Below are 21,217 nucleotides of genomic sequence, written 5' to 3' on the forward strand. Positions count from 1 at the left end.
CGGCAGGCTCTACCGAGGGGGTTCATGACTTTTCAGACAAACACAAAACCCTGTGGGAGCGGGCTTGCCCGCGAAGAGGGACTGACATTCAACATTGATGTTGACTGACAGGCCGCCATCGCGGGCAAGCCCGCTCCCACAAGGAACATCACAATTTCAGCGAACCGAGCAGGCCATCCAAAAACCGCTCCCCGGCCTGCATCTGGCTGATCTCGATAAACTCGTCCGGCTTGTGCGCCTGTTCGATCGAGCCCGGGCCGCAGACTACTACCGGTACGTCGAGACGCTGTTTGAACAACCCGCCCTCGGTGCCGAACGAGACTTTGGCGGTACCGGTATCCGGGGCGGCGAAGTTTTTCAGGAAGCGCACCGCTTCGACGCTTGGGTGAGTATCGAGGCCCGGATAGACGTTGACCGTTTCAATTTCGATCGCTGCGACACTGGACAGTTTTTTGGCCTCGCGCACGATCACTTCGGCACGCTCGCGCATCTGTTCCAGGAACTGATCCAGATTGTCCGCCGGCAAGTTACGCACCTCGAAATCCAGGGTGCACAGGTTCGGCACGATGTTCAGCGCCTTGCCGCCGACAATCTGCCCGACATGCACGGTGCTGTAGGGCACGTCGTAGTCGGCATCCTGCGCGCCCTGCGCTTGCAGTTGCTGCTGGCTCTGACGCAGTGCCGCGATGAAATCGCAGGCGACGTGAATCGCATTGACCGAACGCGGTGCCAGGGAGGAATGGGCTTCCAAGCCACGGCAGTAAGTGCGATAAGAGCCCTTGCCCTTGTGCCCCAGCACGAACTGCATGTTGGTCGGCTCACCGATCAGGCACAAAAACGGCCGCACCGACGCCAGGTGCAGCACGTCGAGCAAACGTCGCACCCCCACACAACCGGTTTCTTCGTCATGGGACAGGGCGATTTGAAGCGGTCGGCTCAAGGAATGGTCGGCGGCATCGAGCATGGCGTCGATGGCCAACGCGATAAACCCCTTCATGTCGCAACTGCCACGGCCGTAAATCCGGCCGTCCTGCACCGTCGCCTGAAACGCTGGAAAGGTCCAGGCCTGCCCCGCAGCCGGCACTACGTCGGTGTGCCCGGAGAGCAAAATCCCCGGCAATTCCTTGGGGCCGGTGCTGGCGAACAGGTTGGCCTTTTTGCCTGTTTCGTCCTGGACGATCAGCGACTCGATGCCCTTGCTCAGCAACAGGTCGCGCACGTACTCGATCAGGGCCATGTTCGACTCCGACGACACGGTGTCGAAGGCCATCAGGCGTTTGAGAATCTCCAGTACACGGGGTTTCATGAGGCCCTGCTCCTTTGCTCAGTTGTCCGTTGCTCGGCTGAAGGGGCGAACCGACGGATGGAGAACGGCTCGATCGAGGTACTCGTGCTGCCGGTGCTGATCAGTTCAGCCATCACGTCGCCGACACCGGGGCCGAGCTGGAAGCCGTGGCCACAGAAGCCGAACGCGTAGTACAAGCCGTCAACGTTGCCGCTCGGCCCCATCACCGGCAGGGAATCGGGCAGGTAGCCTTCGATGCCGCTCCACACGCGAATGATGTTCAGGTTTCCGACACCCGGCAGCAAGCGACGCATCTGCTCCATCTGATTAAGAATGCTGCGCGGCTCGACATAGGCGCGGCGGTTGAGCATGTCCGGTTTGCTCCGGTAACCGCCGCCGATGATGATGTTGCCGCGCGGGATCTGTCGGAAGTAGATCACTTCTTCGGGAATCTTGGTGTACACGCCAATCACCGTCGGCAAGGCGTAAGGCACCGGTTCGGTCACGGCCATTTGCGGGCCGTGGGTGTCCAGCGGCACCGGCTCGCCGAGCTGCGCCGAGAGTTTCTGACCCCAGGCGCCGGCCGTGATCAGCAAACGCTCGGCGCTGAACTGACGGCCATCGGTGGTGGTCACCGTGAACTCGCCGCCGACCTTCTGCACGTCGGCGACTTCGGTCTGTTCTTCAATCCGCGCACCGAGGCGGCGTGCCGCCCGGGCAAATGCCGGTGCCGCCAGACGTGGATTGGCATGGCCATCGTGGGGGGCGTAAGAGCCGCCCTTCACCTCCGACCCAAGGAATGGGAAACGCTGGTGCAGCTCGGCGCCGCGATAGATCTTCAAGTCCAGCTGAGCAGCTTCGGGCGCTGCCGCGTAGGCTTCAAGCTCAGGGATTTCGTCTTCGCGATAACACACGCGCATGTGCCCGCTGGCGATGAATTCCAGGTCGTCATCGATCAGTTCCGGCAGACGTTTCCACAGTGCCCAGGAACGGTTGGCCAATTCCAGTTGCCCGAGGAAACGCCCCTGACGCCGGACGTTGCCGAAGTTCACCCCACTGGCGTACTGACCGATCTGGTCGCGTTCCAGCAGAATCACCGACTGCCCGCGCTGGCGCAGGAAAAACGCCGCCGCCGAGCCCATCAGGCCGCCGCCGACAATCACCACATCGGCTTTTTGTAGCGTCATGACGACACCTCCTCGGTGAGCATCGAAAGGGGTTTCACCGGCGCTTGACCGCGCTGCCGGCCGACCTGTTGCACGCTGACGCCCGCAGCGGCGGCAATGACTTCGGCCCCGGCCTGGGAACAATAACGGCCCTGACAGCGGCCCATGCCGACTCGGCTGAAAGCCTTGGCCCGATTGACTTCACAGGCGCCCTTCTCGCTCACGGTGCGGCGCAACTCTCCGGCGCTGATCATCTCGCAGCGGCAGACGATGGCTGAATCCGGCAAGGCTTTGGCTTGCGCCGCAGGCCATGGAAACGCCTGGGCCAGGCCGAGGCGAAACTCATCCATCACCGCCAGCGCGTGCCGTTGTTCGTCACGCAACCCGATGTTCACCGGTTGCTGCAAATCTTCCAGCAACGCCATCGCCACCAGTCGCCCGGCGTGCTCGGCGGCATCGGCGCCGCGAATCTTCGAACCATCACCGGCGGCATACACACCGTTGACCGAGGTGCGGCCCGCTTCATCGACAGCCAGCCACCATTGGCTGGAAGCCTCGTCGAAGCGCATACGGCAACCAGCCAGATCGGCCAATTGGGTTTCCGGGCGCAAGTGATAACCCAAGGCCACGGCATCGCAATCGATCGTCAGGGTTTCGCCTTTTGCCGTGCTGATCCGCACGCCACTGACCCCACTGGCGGCGTCACCCAGTACTTGCAGGGGTTTGATCCCCAAGTGCAGCGGGATCTTCGCCCGGTACAGCTGCGCGAGCAGTTTCATCCCGGTGAACAGCAATCCCGGGCGCGCCAACAACTTGGGCAAGGCGCCGATGCGTTTGCTCAGCGGCGAAGTGTCGAGTACCGCCGCGACCGTGGCCCCGGCCTTGACGTATTGGCTGGCGACCAGATACAGCAACGGGCCGCTGCCCATGAACACCACGCGGTGGCCAATGGAAACCGCCTGGGATTTCAGTGCGATCTGCGCCCCGCCGAGGCTGTAAGTGCCCGCCAACTGCCAACCTTCAATCGGCATCAAGCGGTCGGTGGCGCCGGTGCACAGGATCAGTTCGTCGTAATCCACCATCGAGTGCTTGCCCTGGCTGACGCAGCACAATTGCCCCGGCGTCAGGTTCCACACAAGGGTGTCTGGGCGGTAGTCGATCTGCCCGCGCAAACGGTCGAAGCTCTGATGCAAATCCTTGGCCTTGGCGGCTTCGGTGCCATACAAGGTGACGTAATCCCGGGTAAACCCTTCGGGCTGGCGACGGTAGATCTGCCCGCCATCCCGGCGATTCTCGTCGATCAGGATCGGTTTGAGGCCCGCCGCCAACAGTGTTTCAGCACAACGAATGCCGGCCGGCCCGGCGCCGACGATAACGACCCGATGAGTGCTCAGCCGTGCAGTGGCCATATCGCCTCCGGTTGTGTGGTGACGATGTCCAGCCCTTCGCGGACTTCATTGGAGCAGGCACGCAGGCGTTCGCCGCTGCGGGTCCAGACCCAGCAATCCTGGCAGGCGCCCATCAGGCAGAATCCGGTGCGACGGCCCGAATCGAATTCCGATTGGCGCAGCGCGTTGCCTTGGGTCAGCAACGCGACCATCAGCGTGTCGCCCTGCAATGCCTCGATAGGCGAACCGTCCACCGTCAGTTTGACGGTCGGCCGGCCCTGCTCGGCCAGCCTCACAAAACGCCCCTTCATGCGTAGGCTCCCAGGCTCATGGTGGTTAGGTCCCGCTGAGTTTTCAGCAACTCGGCACTGTCGTGATGACAAAGGATTTCGCTGCCGCCGTCGATGATCCGCCGGTTCGGTGCGGTGCGATTGCACAGTCCGTCGACCCGCACCGGGCAGCGACTGAGGAAGGTGCACAGCTCTGGCACATTGGCCTTGGCGCCGATCGGTGGCAGCGTGCCGCAAGTGGTGCCGCAGTTCTCCAGCCAGCCCTGACGCAGTTCCGGCACCGAATGGATCAACAGGTCGGTATAGGGATGAAACGGTGCCTGGGCAAACGACTGCCGAGCGCCGGCCTGAACCTTGTGGCCGCTGTACATCACCACAATGTCGTCGCACAGCGCCCGCACCGTGGAGATGTCGTGGCTGATGAACAGATACGACACGCCCAGTTGCTGGCGCAGATCGCGCAGCAGTTCAAGAATCGCCGCGCCGACCACGGTGTCTAGCGCTGAGGTCACCTCGTCGCAGAGGATCAGGTCCGGCTTCGCCGCCAGGGCCCGCGCCAGGTTGACCCGCTGTTTTTGCCCACCGGAGAGTTCATTCGGGCGTCGTTCGGCCATGGCGCGCGGCAGGCGCACCAGGTCCAATAGTTCGCCAATCCGCTCGCGCAGTGCGACGCCCTTGAGGCCGAAGTACATCTTCAGCGGACGGCTCAGGATGGTGCCGACGCTGTGCATCGGGTTGAGCGCGGTGTCGGCGTTCTGAAACACCATTTGAATACGGCGGAACTGCTCGTCAGTGCGCTCGGACAAGCTGCCGCCCAGTGGCTGGCCATCGAAAGTGAGCCCGCCCAATGCGGGCGTCAGCAACCCGGCCACCACCCGCGCCAGGGTCGACTTGCCGGAACCCGACTCACCGATCACCCCGATGGCTTGGCCCCGGCGCACGGTCAGGTCGATGTCTTCCAGCACGCGGATTGCCGGCATGCCTTGCATATTCTTGTTGCCGTAACCGGCGGTCAGGCCCTGGATGGTCAGCAGCGGCGTTTCTTCGGCGATACCGCAAGGCGGGCGGATCGTCGTGTCCGGGCGGGCTGCCAGCAACAGGCTGCGGGTGTATTCGTGGGTCGGGGCTTTGAGCAGCGGCGCGGTGGCGCTCTGTTCGAAGATCTGCCCGCCGTTGAGCACGACGATCTGATCGGCCATTTGCGCTACGACCGCCAAGTCGTGGGACACATAAACCGCCGTCGCGCCACGCTCACGCACCACGCGTTTGAAGGCGCGAAGCACGTCGATCTGGGTGGTCACGTCGAGGGCGGTGGTTGGCTCATCGAGTACCACCAGCAGCGGATCGCTGATCAGCGCCATGGCCGCCATCACTCGTTGCAACTGCCCACCGGACACCTGATGCGGGTAACGCTGACCGATGTGATCGGGATCCGGCAGGGCCAGGTCGCGGAACAGTTCGATGGCCTTGGCTTCCAGCACCGCCCGGCTGCCCAGACCATGAATCAGCGCGCCCTCGACCACTTGATCGATCAGCTTTTTCGCCGGGTTGAACGCGGCAGCCGCGCTCTGGGCGATGTACGAAACCCGGTTTCCGCGCAGGCCTTGCAGCTCGCTTTCGCTCAACGCCAGCATGTCGTGTTCGCCGACCTGCACCACGCCGCCCGCCAATCGGCAGCCGCGCCGGGCATAGCCGAGCAGCGCCAGGGCGATGGTGGTCTTGCCGGAGCCGGACTCACCGATCAGCGCCAGCACTTCACCTTTGGCCAGGGAGAAACTCACGCCCTTGACGATTTCCACCTCGCCGCGCTCACCACAGGCGACCACGCGCAGGTCTTCGACTCGAATCAAATCACTCATCTCAATGACCTCCCGCACGTCGACTACGCCGTGACGAGAGTCGGTCTATGAACAGATTCACACCAATGGTCAGGGTGCCAATGGCCAGCGCCGGGATCACAATGGCTGGTGCGCCCTGATTGAGGCCGCCGATGTTCTCGCGCACCAATGAACCAAGGTCGGCATCCGGTGGTTGCACACCCAGGCCAAGGAAGCTCATGCCACTGAGCAGCAGCACGATGAAACCGAAGCGCAGCCCCAGATCCGTCAGCACCGGGTTGAGCATGTTCGGCAGGATTTCCACACAGGCGATGTACAGCCGACGCTCGCCACGGGTGCGGGCCACTTGCACGTACTCCAGCGCTTCGATGTTCACTGCCATGCTGCGGGCAATGCGGAACGCGCCCGGAGTGAAACTCAGCACCGCGGTGCAGATCAGCAACAACACCGAGGAGCCGAAAGCCGAGACCATGATCAACGCCAGCATCTTGCTCGGGATGGAAATAAAGGCGTCCATCAAACGGCTGATGACCTCGTCCAGCCATTTCGGCGAGACCACCGACAGCAACGCGCAACCAGTACCCAGTGTGCTGGCCAGCACCGCCGAAACCAGCGCCAGGCCAACGGTGAACCGCGCACCGACAAGGATCCGGCTGAGCATGTCGCGGCCCAGGTAATCGGTGCCCAACGGGTAAGCCGCGCTGAGGCTGTCGAAGACGTTGTCGGAGATCACTTCGCCCACCGGGTGCGGCGCCAGCCAAGGGCCGAAGATGGCCACCAGCAACCACATCACACACATCGCAGCGCCGACCAGACCGAGCCACGACGGCCCATGGGAGACTTTGCCCAGCGCCAGTTCGGGCCCGGCAGGCGCCGATTTCGCAATGAGATCGTTCATTGGTTTCTCAGCCTCGGATTGGAAAGAATCGCGCACAGGTCGGCAATCAGCACCAACCCCAGGTACGCCGTACAAAACAGCATGGTGCAGGCCTGAACCAGCGCCATGTCGCGGTTGGTCACCGCATCGACCATCAGGCTGGCGATGCCGGGATAGTTGAAGATCGTCTCGACGATCACCACCCCGCCCAGCAGGTAGGACAAGCTCAGGGCGATGGCATTGGCAATCGGCCCGATGGCATTGGGCAAGGCATGACGCAGTACGATCCGCATCGGGCTCACGCCTTTGAGCCGGGCCATTTCCACGTAGGCGCTGTCGAGTTGATCGATAACCGCCGCCCGGGTCATGCGCGCCATTTGCGCGACAATCACGCAGCACAGCGTCATCACCGGCAAGGCGTAGGTGCGTAGAAATTGCAGGGGTGAGGTGATGTCGCTGGCATAGGACAACGCCGACAGCCAGCCCAGGTTCACCGCAAAGATCAGCACCGCCAGGGTCGCCACCAGAAACTCCGGCACCGCGACCAGGGCCAGGGTGACAAAGCTGAGAAAACTGTCGACGCGCCCGCCCCGGCCCATGGCCGAACCGATGCCGAGGATCAGCGCCACCGGCACCGACACCAGCGCCGTGACGGCCGCCAGCATCAGCGTGTTGGGAACGCGCCCGGCCATCAGCTCGCTGACCGGCATGGCATTGGACACCGACTGCCCCATGTCACCACTCAGCAGGTTCATCAACCAATGCAGGTAACGCACCACACCGGGTTGATCCAGCCCCAGCTTCAGTCGCAAGGCCGCCACCTGTTCCGGCGTAGCGAATTGCCCGAGGGCCTGTTGCGCTGCGTCCCCCGGCAGTACCGCCGTGATCGCAAACACGACCATGGACACGATCAACAAGGTCACGACCGCCGCGCCCAGGCGCCGGCCGATCAACCACAGTGTGTTGCTATTCATTGCCCTACCCTCATGCAATATCCCCGCGTTACATGCTTGTGCAGCCGATCAGGCATCCAGCCAGACCTGCTCGGCGAACATGTAGCCCATGAAACCGCCGAGGGGGTTGCTGCCGTAGCCCTTGATGCGCTGGTCGACGCCGTCGATGTTGCTGATGAACACCGGCACGCCGATGCCGCTGTGTTCATGCACCAGGGTCTGCATGTCGGCGTACATCTTGCTGCGCTTGGCGTCGTCGGTTTCACCGCGGGCGAGCATCAGCAACTGGTCGAACTGATCGTTCTTCCAGCCCGATTCGTTCCAGGGTGCGCTGGACTGGAAGAACTGCGAGAACATCACGTCGGCGTTCGGCCGCGGGTTGATGTTGCCGAAGCTCAGCGGGTGCTTCATCCAGTGGTTGGACCAGTAGCCATCGCTGGGCAGGCGGTTGACGTCGAGCTTGAGCCCGGCCTGCTTCGCCGATTGCTGCAACAGCACGGCGATGTCCACCGAACCGGTCGCGGCGGGCGATGCCACCAGCGGCATGCTGATACTTTCCATGCCAGCCTTCTTGAGCAGGAATTTGGCTTTTTCCGGGTCGTAGACCCGCTGCGGCAGGTCGGCGTTGTAATAGCGCGAACCAGGGGAAATCGGATGGTCGTTACCGACCACGGCAAAGCCACGGAACACCGCGGATTTGACCTGTTCACGGTCTAGCAGGTACTTCATGGCCTGAGTGAATTCGGCGCTTTTACCCGGCATCTGGTCCTGACGGATGATCAAGTCGGTGTAGTTGCCCGACGGCGCATCGACGACCCGGTGTTTGGCGCTGGCCTTGATCCGCGTGGTCGAGCGCGGGTTGACCTCGTTGATCATGTGCACGTCACCCGACAGCAGCGCGTTGACCCGTGACGGTTCGTCGGCAATGGCGATGAATTCGATCTCGTCCAGGTACGGCAGGCCCGGTTTCCAGTAGCCGGTGTTACGCGCGGCAATCGAGCGCACGCCCGGTTTGAATTCCTTGACCTTGAATGGGCCCGTGCCGATGCCCTGGTTGAAGTCGGTGGTGCCTTCGGGAACGATCAACAAGTGCGACACCGCGAGGATCGACGGCAGTTCGGCGTTCGGCGCGCTCAGGCGGATCTGCACTTCGTGGGTGCCGGTGGCCTTGATCTCTTCGAACTGCGCCATCAGCGGCATGACCTTGGAACCGGTCAGTGGATCCTTGTGGCGCGACAGCGAGTACACCACGTCGGCGGCACTCAGGGTCTTGCCATTGTGGAAGGTCACGTCCTTGCGCAGGGTGATGATCCACAGCGTCGCGTCGGTGTTGTCGATGCGTTCGGCCAGTTCCAGTTGCGGCACCAGATGGCTGTCGAATCGGGTCAGGCCGTTGTAGAACATGAAGTGACGCACGTAGTCGGTGGACAACGCGCCCTTGGCCGGGTCCAGGGTATCGGCGGTGGAGCTGGACATGCCGGCGACGCGAATCCGTCCGCCCGGCTTGCCTTTGCCCGGGGTCGCAGCTTCTTCGGCGAAGAGCTTGCCGGCGGCGCCGAACAGGCTACCGGCACCCGCTGCGGCGACACCCGCCACGCCGAGCATCTGCAAGGCGTGGCGGCGCGACATGCCGCGATTGAGGCCTTCGAATACCCGCAGGCTTTCCTGGCCGGAGATCAGTTGGGAGTCGATCTTGTTGTCAGTCATATCAGTTGTACCTGTCGAAAAAATGAGGCTCGAGTGCTCGCGGTTAACCGGAGCGTCCTGGAAACGCAAACGACGGTGACGCCACAACATCAACTCAATGCAAATAGTCCTGGAAGCGGTAATAAGCGCCCACGAACGGCAAGAACCACGGCTTGCCGAAATGCCCGGGAATCGCCGGCCAGTCGAGTTCGCGCCAGGGGTTGGCCTCGACTTTGCCGGCCATCACCTCGGCCATCACCTGACCCATGTGCACCGACATCTGTACGCCATGGCCGCTGTAGCCCATGGAGTGATAAACCCCGCCGTGCTGACCGGCGCGAGGCAAGCGGTCGGAGGTCATGTCCACCAGTCCGCCCCAGCAGTAGTCGATCTTGACGTTGGCCAACTGCGGGAACATCTGCACCATCGCCGCTTGCAGCACCTTGCCGCTCTTGGCGTCGGACACGCTGTCGGACATCGCAAACCGCGCACGGCCACCGAACAGCAAGCGGTTGTCCGGGGTCAGGCGAAAGTAGTTACCGATCATGCGGCTGGTGACATAGGCTCGCCGACCGGGTAGCAATTGATCGATCAGGGCCTGTGGCAGCACCTCGGTGGCGATCACAAAACTGCCGACCGGCACGATCCGCCGCCGATACCAGCCCAGGCCTCCGTGCTGACAGGCACCGGTCGCCAGCAATACTTGCCCGGCGTGCAGCGAGCCCTTGGCGGTGTTGACCCGATAGCCGCCGGCCTGGGCTTTCCAGTCCGTTACTGGCGTGCCTTGATAGATCAACGCGCCATGACGCGCCGCCGCCTCGGCCAGCCCCACACCGAAGCGCCCGACGTGCATCTGCACGCCGTTGCGCTGCAGCAAGCCGCCATGGAACTGGGCCGAATTCACTTCAGCGCGGGTCTGTTCGGCGGACAGCAACTCGACCTCGGCATCGACTTCCTGGCGAATCAATTCGCAGGTACGCGCCAGGCCTTCGTAGTGCATCGGCTTGGCCGCCAGTTTGAGCTTGCCGTTGCGCTTGAGGTCGCAGGCGATTTGCTCCTGCTCCACCAGCGACACCACGCTGTGCACCGCGCTTTCATAGGCCTGGTAATAAGCGCGGGCCTTGTCGGCACCGAGACTGGCGCTCAGCCCGGCGTAGTCCTGGGCCACGCCGGTATTGCACTGACCGCCGTTGCGCCCGGAGGCTTCGCCGATCACCCTTCCAGCTTCCAGCACCACCACACTGGCGCCCTTCAGCGCCAATGCCCGAGCCGCCGCCAAGCCGGTGAAACCACCACCGACGATGGCCACGTCGACCTGCCCGGGCAACGCACCAGGCTGAGCACCGGTAAACGCCGGTGCGGTGTCGAGCCAGTAGGATTCACTGCCCATGTTTAATCCGCCTATGCCAAGAAGAGTGCCGTTACCGTTCGACTCAGAGACCGACCAGCGCCGCCAGCCCACCGATGTCGGTGATCTGCTGGTAGCCATAGAAGGCATTGGCCGGAACTTCGTGGCCACGGGCGACGAAGGCCTTGTTCTTGATCTTCATGTCGTGGGCCGGCATCAGGTCGTAACGGAAACTGGAAGACACATGCAAGATGTCTTCCGGGCCGCAGTTGAGGTTGTCGAGCATGAACTCGAATGCGGCCAGACGCGGCTTGTAGGCCTGGGCCTGTTCGGCGGTGAAGACCTTGTGAAACGGTGCGCCGAGTTTGTCGACGTTGGACATGATCTGGCTGTTGCTGGCGTTGGAGAAAATCACCAGAGGAATCTTGTCGGCGATTTTCGACAGGCCTGCCGGCACGTCCGGGTGTGGGCCCCAGGTCGGCACGGCGTCGTAATACAGCTGACCTTCGTCACGGTATTCGATGCCCCAACGCTTGCAGGTCCGCGCCAGGGCGGTCTTGAGAATTTCATCATAAGGCCGCCAGTCACCCATCACTTGATCCAGACGATAGGCGGAGAAATCCTTGACGAACTGATCCATCTGCTCGGGTACCACGCGATCGGCGAACAGTTCGCGAGTCATCGTGCCCATGTGGAAATTGGTCAGCGTACCGTAGCAGTCGAACGTAATGAATTTGGGGCGAAGAAAGCTCATTGTGTGCGGTCCTGAAGTTCGTTGAGGTCATGGCGCGACAGGCATTCGCTGCGTTTCGGGAGCGGCGATGCAACGCTGCAGCACACCGTCATTACAACACCGTGAAACCAGCAGATGGCGTTAAAAGCGACCTCTGCTTGATACAAACCACCGTTTTAGCCACCCCCCTCAGCAGACTTTGCGGCTCGCTCCAGCCTTGGGCAAACCCCGTATTTGTGCGCTTTTATGGACCTTGATGACCGCGCGAGGCTCAAAAACGCCCGCATTCACGGCAGAACCTGCGCCGGGCTGAACGAAAACGGGCGCTTCCCTAAGGAAGCGCCCGTTTGTCGATGATTCGAAATTTGATAATGCGAAACCTGTGGGAGCGGGCTTGCTCGCGAAGACGGCGGCACAGTCGATATTGATGTCACCTGACCCACCGCTTTCGCGAGCAAGCCCGCTCCCACAGGGATTGCGTATCGCCCTACTGCACGATATCGATCAGCACACTCTTGAAACGCAAATTCGCTTCGAACGCTTCGCGCCCCAGGTCCTTGCCGATGCCGGAGCGTTTGTAGCCGCCGGTTGGCAGGATGTAGTCGTTGCTGCGCCCGTAACGGTTGACCCACACCGTGCCCGCTTCCAGTCGCCGGACCAGCCGCAACGCGCGATTGATGTCAGCGGTGTGCACGCCCGCCGCCAGGCCGTAGATGGCGTGCGCGGCCAGGCTCAATGCCTGTTCTTCATCATCGAACGCCTGCACCGTCAGCACCGGGCCGAAGATCTCCTCGCAAACCGCCGGGTTGTGATTGTCCAGACCCGCCAGCAAGGTCGGCTGGTAATAAGCGCCACCCAGCCCTTCGAACAAACCACCGCCGGTCAACACTTCGGCCCCGGCCTGGCGCGAGCGCTGGACGATGTCGTCAATGCGGCTGGCCTGCAGCCGGGAAATGATCGGCGACAGTGTGCTCTCGGAAGACCAGGTTGGCCCCGGGCGCAGCTCTTCGAAATACGCCTGCAAGTGCGCAATGAACGGTTCCATGATCGAGCGTTCAATCAACAGCCGCGAACCGGACACGCACACTTGCCCGGCGTTGCCGGTAATGGCCAGCGCCACGGTGCGCGCGGTTTGCGCGATGTCCGGCACGTCGGCGAACACCAGTTGTGGGCTCTTGCCGCCCAGCTCCAGCGTCACCGGTTTCGGCCCCACCAGCGCGCAGGTGGACATGATGCTCGACCCGGTCGCCGTGGATCCGGTGAAGGTCACCTTGCCCACCCGAGGATGACGGCACAAGGCGTCACCGGTGATGCGGCCATCGCCCTGCACCACGTTGAAAATCCCCGCCGGGATACCCGCCTGCACCGCCAGCTCGGCGAAGCGCAGGCTGGAGAACGGCGTCAGCTCCGACGGCTTGAGCACCACGGCATTGCCTGCGGCCAGCGCCGGAGCGACTTTCCAGGAAGCCATGCTCAACGGGAAATTCCACGGCGCGATGGCGGCAATCACGCCGTACGGTTCGGCGATCTGCATGCCCAGCCGATCAGTCTGGGTGGCCGCGACATGGCCGCCGTGCTTGTCCGCCAGTTCGGCAAAAAAACGAATGCCTTCCGCCACGTAAGGAATATCCCAGGCGATTACATCTTTATGCGGACGAGTCGAACCCACCGCTTCCAACGGCGCCAGGACGGCGACATCGGCTTCGATCAGATCGGCCCAGCGGCGCATGACCCGCGCCCGTTCCCGGGGTGGACGGCTGGCCCAGTCGCTGCGATTAAAAGCCTGCCAGGCATCATTGACCGCCTCATCCACCAGGTCGGCATCGGCGATCGGCAACTGGGCATAGGCCTGGCCGTCCGAAGGGCGAACCACTTCCAGTCCCGGTCGGGCATCGCGGTATTGACCGGCAATAAAGTGAGCGCTGCGCACAGCGATAAGACGAGGATCGAAGCTATCCATGGAGCACTCCAAAAAGGGACGGCGAGTCGTGAACTCAGGCCTCCATCGTAGAAAAAAAGCCCAAGCATTTGCTGCCGACCTTATGGGGCAATTAAGTAGTAAGTGTGGTCTGTACGCCTTCGACGTGAGGAATCTGCCGAATCTTCCCGGCCCCCTTGTCAGGCCTTCACGCAGATGGGATACAGACACCCTAGCGCCGGAAAACCGGTTGATCGCGCACACTGAAAACGGAGACTCGCCATGTCCGCCTCGCACCCTTCCGCTTATGTCTATCGGCCGATGACTGCCGCCGATCTGCCCTCGGCCCACGCCTTGTCCGTGCAGTTGAAGTGGCCCCATCGCCTGGAAGACTGGGCGATGTTGCAGCGGGTCAGCGAAGGCTTCGTGGTGCTCGATGGCGAGCGATTGATCGGCAGCGCGTTCGCCTGTCCACAAGGCAAATACGCGACCATCGGCCTGGTGATCGTCAGTGATGACTATCAGGGCAAGGGCATCGGTCGCCGGTTGATGGAGCTTGCGCTTGAGGCTTGCCAGTCATGCACGCCGATGCTCAATGCCACCCTCGCCGGCGCCCCGCTTTATGCCAGCCAGGGTTTTGTCGAATTCGGCCGGGTTCAGCAGCATCAAGGCCAGGCGCAAGCACCCGCGCTTGAAGCGCTGGCGGACGGTGAAGAATGTCGCCCGCTGCGCGCGGCTGATCAGGCTCGTCAACTGGAACTGGCCAACGCTGGCAGCGGGCTGAACCGCCAGGCGGTGCTTACGGATCTGTTCGAGGTGGTCGAGCAGTCAGTGGGCATCGAGCGCGACGGTCAATTGCATGCCTTCGCCCTGCTGCGTCCCTTCGGCCGCGGTCGTTGCATCGGCCCGGTCATCGCCCAAACCCCCGAGCAGGCCAAACACCTGATCGCCGTGTTGCTGGCCCAGGTGCCGGACGCCTTCGTGCGGATCGACATTCCAGCGGACAGTGGCTTGGGCGAATGGCTGGAGCTGGCCGGCCTCAAGCAGGTCGACACCGTGGCACAAATGGCACTCGGCACACCGCCGCAAGCGGCCAACGGCGTTCGCCAATTTGCCCTCGTCACCCAAGCCATTGGTTGACCCCGGCGCGCGATGAAACAAGCGCCATCCAACACCTTCTACACCCCATTTGCAGGGAGCGTGACCCGTATGTCTCAACCTACCGTTCTGCTGTTGGCTCGCGCCGACGGCGGCCGTATTTCTACGCCTTTCAAAACAGCACCCTTGAGCTCCATCGATCCGTTCATGGACGGTCGTCAGGTCGCCTACACCGGGCCCGACAGCGTATCGGCGGGCATTGTTCACACCAGCAAAACCCTCGATATCGATGACTTTCCGCACACCGAAGTGATCGTGGTCCACGCTGGGTATGTCGTGCTGCAATCCCCGGAGCAGACGCTGGAACTGGGGATCGGTGCCAGCGCCGTGATCGGTCGCGGTACGGCGCTCAAGCTTCAGGCACAACCCGATACCTGCTGGGCCTTCTGCGCCGTCACCAGCCCCACCGCCAAACCGACGCCGGGGCTGACCGCACTCGACCCATTGGCAATGCTGTCCCCTTCGGCAGCCCCGGAACCGCAAATACTGATCGGTCCTACGCCGCAGTGCCGCTCCCGCAATGCCTTCGAAGACGACGCCACTGATCTGCGCGTCGGTGTCTGGGATTCGACGCCGTACACTCGCCATGGCCGAGCGCACAAACTCAACGAGCTGATGCACCTGCTCGAAGGCAGCGTGACCTTGCAGGCGCCGGATGGAACCAGCGTAACTGTCAACCCCGGCGATACCGTGTTCGTACCGCAAGGCGCACCGTGCGCCTGGAGCAGTGCGCGGTATGTGCGCAAGGTGTATGCCGTTAAATAACCTGATCACAAAACGTTGACTAAGCTGCGAAAACGTCAGAAGACGTTAAGGTGGCAGAGAACTCACGATCATGGTCTCGGCAACCTTATTTAAATAAATAAGGAGCCGAACCATGAGTGTAGATAAAAACGCGATTCCGGCAAAAATACTGGATTTGCACACCCACCTGTTCAATGCGCGCTATATGCCTTTGGGGCGAGTCATTGCCGACAAGATGGGGAAAAGTGAAAGCAAGTTAGCGGACATAACCGCTAAACTGTTATGGCACTTGACGGGATCAAAAAGCAGCCTCCTTGCCAAAGATGCCCACGTCAACGAACGGGCTGTTAAAAATAATGAAACGTTTGTAGATTTAATTTGGGCGGTGGCGGATTTTGAACTGGCTGCTATTCCTCCAGAGCCCATTGATCCGCAACACATCAAAAATTTTTCACTAGAGCACGGGCATTCAAAAGTAATACTTGAGTCAAAACTGGCAAAAATTATCGACCAGTTAAACGATATCGCCTATGAAGATGAAGGGCTTGACATAGACGCACTGATGTTCATCGATGAAAACTTATTAACGCCAAAAAATCTCTCCCCTAACATCATGAGCTTCAAATTTAACACATGGGAAAAGGCAGTTAAAAAAGCGCTTCACGCCGTTTCAAAGCTCTGTGAAAATGTGGAGGACGGAGGCGATTTTATCGAGTTCCTATGGACCATGCTTCACGCCGAAGAGGTATTGTTTGAAAAACTGACAGACAGCTATGGAATGTACAAAGATAAAATGCGTTTCGTACATTTTATGATGGACATGGAAAAAGCGTACAAACAACCCGCTAAGGTTTACTACCCATTTTTCCCTCAGCAGCTTCAAAACATGAAGAAGCTACAGCTACAATATCCAGAAAAAATCATTGGATTCTCAGCATTCGATCCTCGTCGAGATAACTGGGAGAACATTGCAGACGCCTCCAATGCATCAGGTTTCTCAGGGTATAAATTCTACCCTGCCATGGGTTACCTACCTTATGAAGATAGTGATTTAGCCGTACGCGACCGAATCGATAAATTTTTTGCATATTGCGTAGAACGCGACAGGCCAATATTCGTCCATTGCACCCCCATCGGCTTTGAAACCAAGGAACATTATGGTCTGAACACTCACCCGAAGCATTGGGCCAATGTACTTCTCAAATTCCCTGACCTGCGCCTGTGCTTTGGACATGCGGGGGGTGGCCAAGCCGACAGAGATGACGCAGCAGGGAAAAAGAAATATTACGGATGGACCGCCAAAACATCGGCGCAATGGGAGGATCCGGATAATTTCGCGAGAATCATCGCAACCCTGTGTACCCAATACAAAAACGTCTATTGCGAAGTTGCCTACATCATTGAATTACTTCAGGGAGAAGACTGGGTCAATAGCTTTACAACCAACCTTGAAACAGCAAGAAAAAATATCGGACAGTATGACCTGATGAAAAAAATAGCCTACGGCTCGGATTGGGATATGCCGTCCATGGTGGATCACACGCTACCGTACCTTGAAGTTTTCTTGAATATTTTCAGTAAACCTGAATACACGCCCTACCGGGAACGCTTTTTTTCAGAAACAGGTTATGAGTTTCTGAATCAATCATAATCGCGTACGAAACACCTGCACTTGGCCAACCTCATGTCCGGAGCATTCGCTCCGGACATCTAACCGCCGCATGAAACACATCCGCGAACACCTCAATTGCCTGCATTACACCGTCGAAACAAAGACTTTCTGACATTGAGCAAATACTTTTGCCCATCATTCAAACGCAGGGGAATGACGATCCTGGTGCGGTGGGCGAATTCGCTGACGATTGCGTTCAGCCATGCAGCGGCGCTCACCGGGTAAAACGGGATAGACGCCACGCACGCCTTTTGTCCTTGGCTGAGGCTGTCGTCCCCGTCGACGGCATCCAGCGCGGTAACGGCACTTCGCGTAAAGCGAACACAGCGGTGGGTATAGTCCCGTCGTTGAGGTGCATTGACCAGTCTCAGGTTAACCGGGCAAAGTAATTCGACCGAACCGAATGAGTACAAGGAGATAGCATCAATGATGAACTTTTTCTCTTGATCCTCCACCGTATTCCAGCGTGCCTTGTCAAACCTTCCGATCGGGTACTTATCACTTGAAACAAGGTAGTGCCGCTGTTCCAGATCACTTAAACCGATGGTATGAGCACCACCCACAGAAACGAAGCCAAACATTGCTGGCGCGGTAATCGTCAAGACACCGATAAAGCCAAACACGCTGGCCAGTACTAATCTAAAGCGAATCAACCTGTTTTCAGCCATATTCATGTGAAAAACGACCGCTGGAAACAACGACCCCAGCATCGTTATAAAACTGAACATAAGCGCTTGGGATAACCCGAGAATGGTATCGGGGCCGACGAACGACTTGGCGACCACCGATGCCGGAAAAACGCCCAGGAGCGCAATTAACTCCAACGCTGCGACCAGTGCCACACACGCCAGGATCTTTCTTAAAGGACCTGGCGCTACAGGAAAACAACCGAGCTTCCCGACGTTAGCCTCAAAAAATTTCCAAGCGGTACCGACCAGCGGGATTAACGAAAGAAACGCCCATCCTAGATGGGCAGTCGAGTAGTCCAGTAGCGTACCCGCCAGCACGACCAATATAAGAACCGCCATGGCGGCTGCCGTCATTCCAAACAACCAGCGAACGACCGTTTTCGCCTGTTCAACCTCTGGTTTCAGGAAGGAAATTGTCGACGCAAAAACATAAGATGTCACCAGCATGCTGCCGACTAAACCAACAAACAAAAGAAAACACGCAACAAACAGAATGGCCAAAGAGGGACCGAATTCCAGCGATCGCAAGAAAACATCCGGGCGGCCTATGTACAACGAATATGAACTTAAGCTTGCAACTCCGGCAAAAGATGCCAGGAAGGCACACAGTGCAGTGATCCATCCATAATGCTCTTTAGCAAAGTCTAGCGCCCAGTAGATATCCTTGGCCTTATCCTTAGGTCGTTTAAAGTCCGTTCGCACTGAAAGCCTCTGGTAGCTTACTTAAAAGACCAATCATACAAGATTCAGATGTTCAGGCATGCGGGGCATAGAGCGCAGCAGCGCCAGGTCATCAGGCGAACGGCACTGCTACACGGTTTCAGAACTTCCCACCCAACGGGTATTCAATCGCCAGACGAATCTGATTGGCGTCCAGTTCGGCCTGCGCCGAATTCCCCCGATGGACCGCATGGCGCAGGGTAAACCCAAGGTTTTTCGCCGGTCCCGATTGCACCACGTACTTGGCTTGCAGATCACGTTCCCAATGCTTGCCACCCTGCCCGTAACCCAGCCATTTGTAACCACCGTTCGGGTCCATGTGACTGCCATCGATACCACTGCCGCGCACATACAGCGCACCGAAGGTCAGGCCGGGAACGCCGTAACCGGCCATGTTCAGATCGTAGCGGGCCTGCCAGGACGCTTCTTCGGGGGCGTTGAAGTCGGACAACGCCACCGCGTTGCTCAGGTAGATCGCGCCTCGGGTCACATAGTCGTAGGGCGTGTCGCCGTCGACCTTTTGATAACCCAGGCCGAAGCTGTGGGAGCCGACCTTGTAGGTGGAGAGAAAACTCCAGGTGGTGTTGTCGATACGGCCCGACAAGGCTTTGCCAGTGTCCTGGGTTCGATACAGATTGAGGTCAAAGATCAGGTCCTGGCCTTCGGCCAACGGCTGGGTGTAGACCGCGCCCAAGTAGTGCTGACGCCAGGTATCGTCATACACCGCGCTGAACAGGCTGGCGTTGAGTCCTTTGATCGAGGTGTTGCGCGCACCGATCAAGTCGAAACTGTTGCCCTGTTTGCCGTTGGAGTAATTGACCACGAAGCCCTGGTCATGGCTGGTGGCATTACGGTCGGTGCTCTCATTGAAGTGCCCGCCATACAACGTGGTGCCAGGCAGTTCGCGGCTGGTCAGCAGCCAACCGGTGGCGGTCTCGGGCAACAAGCGACTGTCTGATGAACCGAACACCGGGGTTTTCACTCGCTGCTCGCCGTAGCGTAATTCGGTGGAGGAAAAACGCAGCTTGGCCACCGCGCCGCCTCGGCTGAACTCGTCTTTGGGGTGACCTTCGTTGTCGACGCCCAACAGTCGGGCCTTGCCGGCGCGCCCGCCTCCGCTGTCCAGTTGCCAGCCGGAATACAGGTGCGCGTCCAACCCAAAGCCTACGGTGCCGGTGGTGAAACCCGAGGCCACATCGGCCATCAGACCATAAGCCCATTCCTCCGCCAGATCACTGCGCTGGGCTCGGGGTTTATAGGCGTTGCGCGCTCCATTGCTGAGCGAGCCGTGTTCATAATCGCGACGGTCATAGACGCTGCGGTTGAGCAGGTTCCATTGGCCGTCCTCTAAAAAACCTTTGGCATTGTCTTGTTCCGAGGCCTGAGCGAGCAGGCTTTGCCCTCCCAAGGCCAAAAGCAGGGCGTGCGTGGTTAACGTCTTCACAGTTTGACTCCTGGAAAATCAGTCGTACGTAGCGGGTCTGCAAGGTGTCCCGCCGAATGGGGGACACCGAAGGGCAATCAGAGGTATTTGAGAATCGCGATGTCGCGACGGCGCTGTTTGAGGTTGGCGAACCAGCGCGTAGGGAAGAACAGCAACACCCCGAGAATCACGCTCCACAGCCAGACCATGGGCAGGTCATCGAAGCCGTAATAGGTGCCCTGATTGGCGCCCCAGATCGCGACGGCCACCAGGTACATGGCCTTGAGCACGTACAGGTGCAGCAAATAGAAGAACATCGGCGCACCGCCGTAGATCGCCAGGGTCGCGGTGGACCAGCGATCCTGGGCCTTCTCGAACAACGCCAGAAGGATCAGCCCCAGGCCGAGGGTCGGCATCAGGAACATCAGCGACGGCGGGTACTTCTTCGCGCTCATGAAGCTCATGAACGTGCGCAGCGAGTCACCGGTTTGCACCCACGGCTTCTCGCCGTAAACGTTCAGGTAACGGATGAACACGAACGCCACCAGCAGGCCGACGCCGACTTTCAGCAACCGGGAAATCCGCTCGGCCGGTTCCATGTCCTTGCCGAACCATGGCCCGATGGCCCAGCCCAGCAGAATCACCCCGATCCATGGCAACACCGGATAGGTGGTGCGAGCCCGGGTGAACTCGGTGATGTCGATGAACACCCGCTGATGCAGGATCGACCACGGTACGAAGAACGGCGACTCCGGCCCCACGGTCACGCCATCGAGCAGGTTGTGCCCGGCGACAATCGCCACCCCGAGCACGATCAGCCAACCGCGCTTGAAGTGCAGCAACCCGGCGAGCACGATCATGCAGATACCGATGCACCAGATCACTTGCAGCCACAACGTCTTGGGCGGGAACTCGGCGTTCCAGGCAAAGCAGACGAACGTGAGCTCCAGAAACACCAGGAACAACCCGCGCTTGAGCAGGAACACCGATGTCTCGCTGGCCGTGTGTTTCTGGCTGTAGAGCCAGGCCGACAAACCGGTGAGGAAGATGAACACCGGGGCGCAGATCTCGCTGAGCATGCGGGTGAAGTACAAGTCCGGCGTGACACTCAGCGCATCGATCGGATCGGTGACCTGGCGGTGCAGCAGAAAGGTTTCCCGCACGTGGTCGATGAGCATCAAAAGCATGACGAAGCCGCGCAGGGCATCGATGGCCAGCATCCGGGTATTGGTTTTTGCAGCGCTGGTAGCAAGCGCAGGGGAAACACTTCCCGCCTGCCCTGCCACACCTGTAGATAGGGTCATATCAGTCACTCATGTCGTGGTCAGT

17 protein-coding genes are annotated in these 21,217 nt (G+C 60.0%); 3 read left to right on the forward strand and 14 right to left on the reverse strand.

Going from position 1 to position 21,217, the window contains the following annotated elements; genetic code table 11:
• Window positions 1-148: 148 nt before the first annotated feature.
• From argE to AC1RQB_RS03270, 11 genes are all read right to left on the reverse strand, one after another.
• Window positions 149-1,306: an acetylornithine deacetylase gene (gene argE / locus AC1RQB_RS03220; RefSeq protein ID WP_063343690.1), complete on the reverse strand. Its 1,158-nt coding sequence runs from the start codon at window positions 1,304-1,306 to the stop codon at window positions 149-151.
• Complete coding sequence (locus AC1RQB_RS03225; RefSeq protein WP_063343689.1) at window positions 1,303-2,472, reverse strand: NAD(P)/FAD-dependent oxidoreductase; 1,170 nt, start codon at window positions 2,470-2,472, stop codon at window positions 1,303-1,305. The genes argE and AC1RQB_RS03225 overlap by 4 nt, the downstream gene beginning before the upstream one ends.
• Complete coding sequence (locus AC1RQB_RS03230) at window positions 2,469-3,860, reverse strand: FAD/NAD(P)-dependent oxidoreductase (protein WP_063343688.1); 1,392 nt, start codon at window positions 3,858-3,860, stop codon at window positions 2,469-2,471. Before AC1RQB_RS03230 ends, AC1RQB_RS03225 begins: the two co-directional genes overlap by 4 nt.
• Entirely contained in the window at window positions 3,842-4,150 is a 309-nt protein-coding gene (locus AC1RQB_RS03235) for a (2Fe-2S)-binding protein (protein WP_063343687.1), read from the reverse strand. Before AC1RQB_RS03235 ends, AC1RQB_RS03230 begins: the two co-directional genes overlap by 19 nt.
• A complete protein-coding gene (locus AC1RQB_RS03240) occupies window positions 4,147-5,988 on the reverse strand; it encodes an ABC transporter ATP-binding protein (RefSeq protein ID WP_008076599.1) in 1,842 nt (613 codons plus the stop codon). The genes AC1RQB_RS03235 and AC1RQB_RS03240 overlap by 4 nt, the downstream gene beginning before the upstream one ends.
• A 1-nt stretch (window position 5,989) precedes the next feature.
• Window positions 5,990-6,865, reverse strand: a complete 876-nt coding sequence (locus AC1RQB_RS03245) for an ABC transporter permease (RefSeq protein WP_008076600.1) — start codon at window positions 6,863-6,865, stop codon at window positions 5,990-5,992.
• Window positions 6,862-7,818 carry an ABC transporter permease gene (locus AC1RQB_RS03250; protein ID WP_063343686.1) on the reverse strand — a complete coding sequence of 319 codons (957 nt, stop codon included), beginning with the start codon at window positions 7,816-7,818 and terminating at the stop codon, window positions 6,862-6,864. The genes AC1RQB_RS03245 and AC1RQB_RS03250 overlap by 4 nt, the downstream gene beginning before the upstream one ends.
• A 48-nt stretch (window positions 7,819-7,866) precedes the next feature.
• Window positions 7,867-9,504, reverse strand: a complete 1,638-nt coding sequence (locus tag AC1RQB_RS03255) for an ABC transporter substrate-binding protein (protein ID WP_207267307.1) — start codon at window positions 9,502-9,504, stop codon at window positions 7,867-7,869.
• Window positions 9,505-9,598: 94 nt separating this feature from the next.
• Complete coding sequence (locus tag AC1RQB_RS03260) at window positions 9,599-10,873, reverse strand: NAD(P)/FAD-dependent oxidoreductase (RefSeq protein WP_063343684.1); 1,275 nt, start codon at window positions 10,871-10,873, stop codon at window positions 9,599-9,601.
• Window positions 10,874-10,916: 43 nt separating this feature from the next.
• Window positions 10,917-11,585 (reverse strand): haloacid dehalogenase type II, encoded by a 669-nt coding sequence (locus AC1RQB_RS03265; protein WP_008076604.1) that lies wholly within the window; start codon window positions 11,583-11,585, stop codon window positions 10,917-10,919.
• A gap of 466 nt (window positions 11,586-12,051) precedes the next feature.
• A complete protein-coding gene (locus tag AC1RQB_RS03270; RefSeq protein WP_063343683.1) occupies window positions 12,052-13,524 on the reverse strand; it encodes an aldehyde dehydrogenase family protein in 1,473 nt (490 codons plus the stop codon).
• Between the two features lie 240 nt (window positions 13,525-13,764).
• On the opposite strand from AC1RQB_RS03270, the gene AC1RQB_RS03275 reads away from it, so the two are divergent.
• The 3 genes from AC1RQB_RS03275 to AC1RQB_RS03285 all read left to right on the forward strand — a co-directional run bounded on the left by AC1RQB_RS03275 (window position 13,765) and on the right by AC1RQB_RS03285 (window position 17,035).
• Entirely contained in the window at window positions 13,765-14,622 is an 858-nt protein-coding gene (locus AC1RQB_RS03275) for a GNAT family N-acetyltransferase (RefSeq protein WP_063343682.1), read from the forward strand.
• A gap of 69 nt (window positions 14,623-14,691) precedes the next feature.
• Complete coding sequence (locus tag AC1RQB_RS03280) at window positions 14,692-15,405, forward strand: cupin domain-containing protein (RefSeq protein ID WP_063343681.1); 714 nt, start codon at window positions 14,692-14,694, stop codon at window positions 15,403-15,405.
• A gap of 112 nt (window positions 15,406-15,517) precedes the next feature.
• Window positions 15,518-17,035, forward strand: a complete 1,518-nt coding sequence (locus AC1RQB_RS03285; RefSeq protein WP_063343680.1) for an amidohydrolase family protein — start codon at window positions 15,518-15,520, stop codon at window positions 17,033-17,035.
• 92 nt (window positions 17,036-17,127) lie between these two features.
• Here the strand turns inward: AC1RQB_RS03285 and AC1RQB_RS03290 are convergent, their stop codons facing one another.
• From AC1RQB_RS03290 to AC1RQB_RS03300, 3 genes are all read right to left on the reverse strand, one after another.
• Window positions 17,128-18,447, reverse strand: a complete 1,320-nt coding sequence (locus AC1RQB_RS03290) for a hypothetical protein (protein ID WP_063343679.1) — start codon at window positions 18,445-18,447, stop codon at window positions 17,128-17,130.
• A 118-nt stretch (window positions 18,448-18,565) separates the two neighbouring features.
• Entirely contained in the window at window positions 18,566-19,909 is a 1,344-nt protein-coding gene (locus tag AC1RQB_RS03295) for an OprD family porin (protein ID WP_063343678.1), read from the reverse strand.
• A gap of 77 nt (window positions 19,910-19,986) precedes the next feature.
• Window positions 19,987-21,192 (reverse strand): acetyltransferase domain-containing protein, encoded by a 1,206-nt coding sequence (locus tag AC1RQB_RS03300; RefSeq protein ID WP_063343677.1) that lies wholly within the window; start codon window positions 21,190-21,192, stop codon window positions 19,987-19,989.
• Between the last annotated feature and the right edge of the window lie 25 nt (window positions 21,193-21,217).

The sequence above is a fragment of the Pseudomonas sp. GW822-FHT02E03 genome (assembly GCF_058802325.1).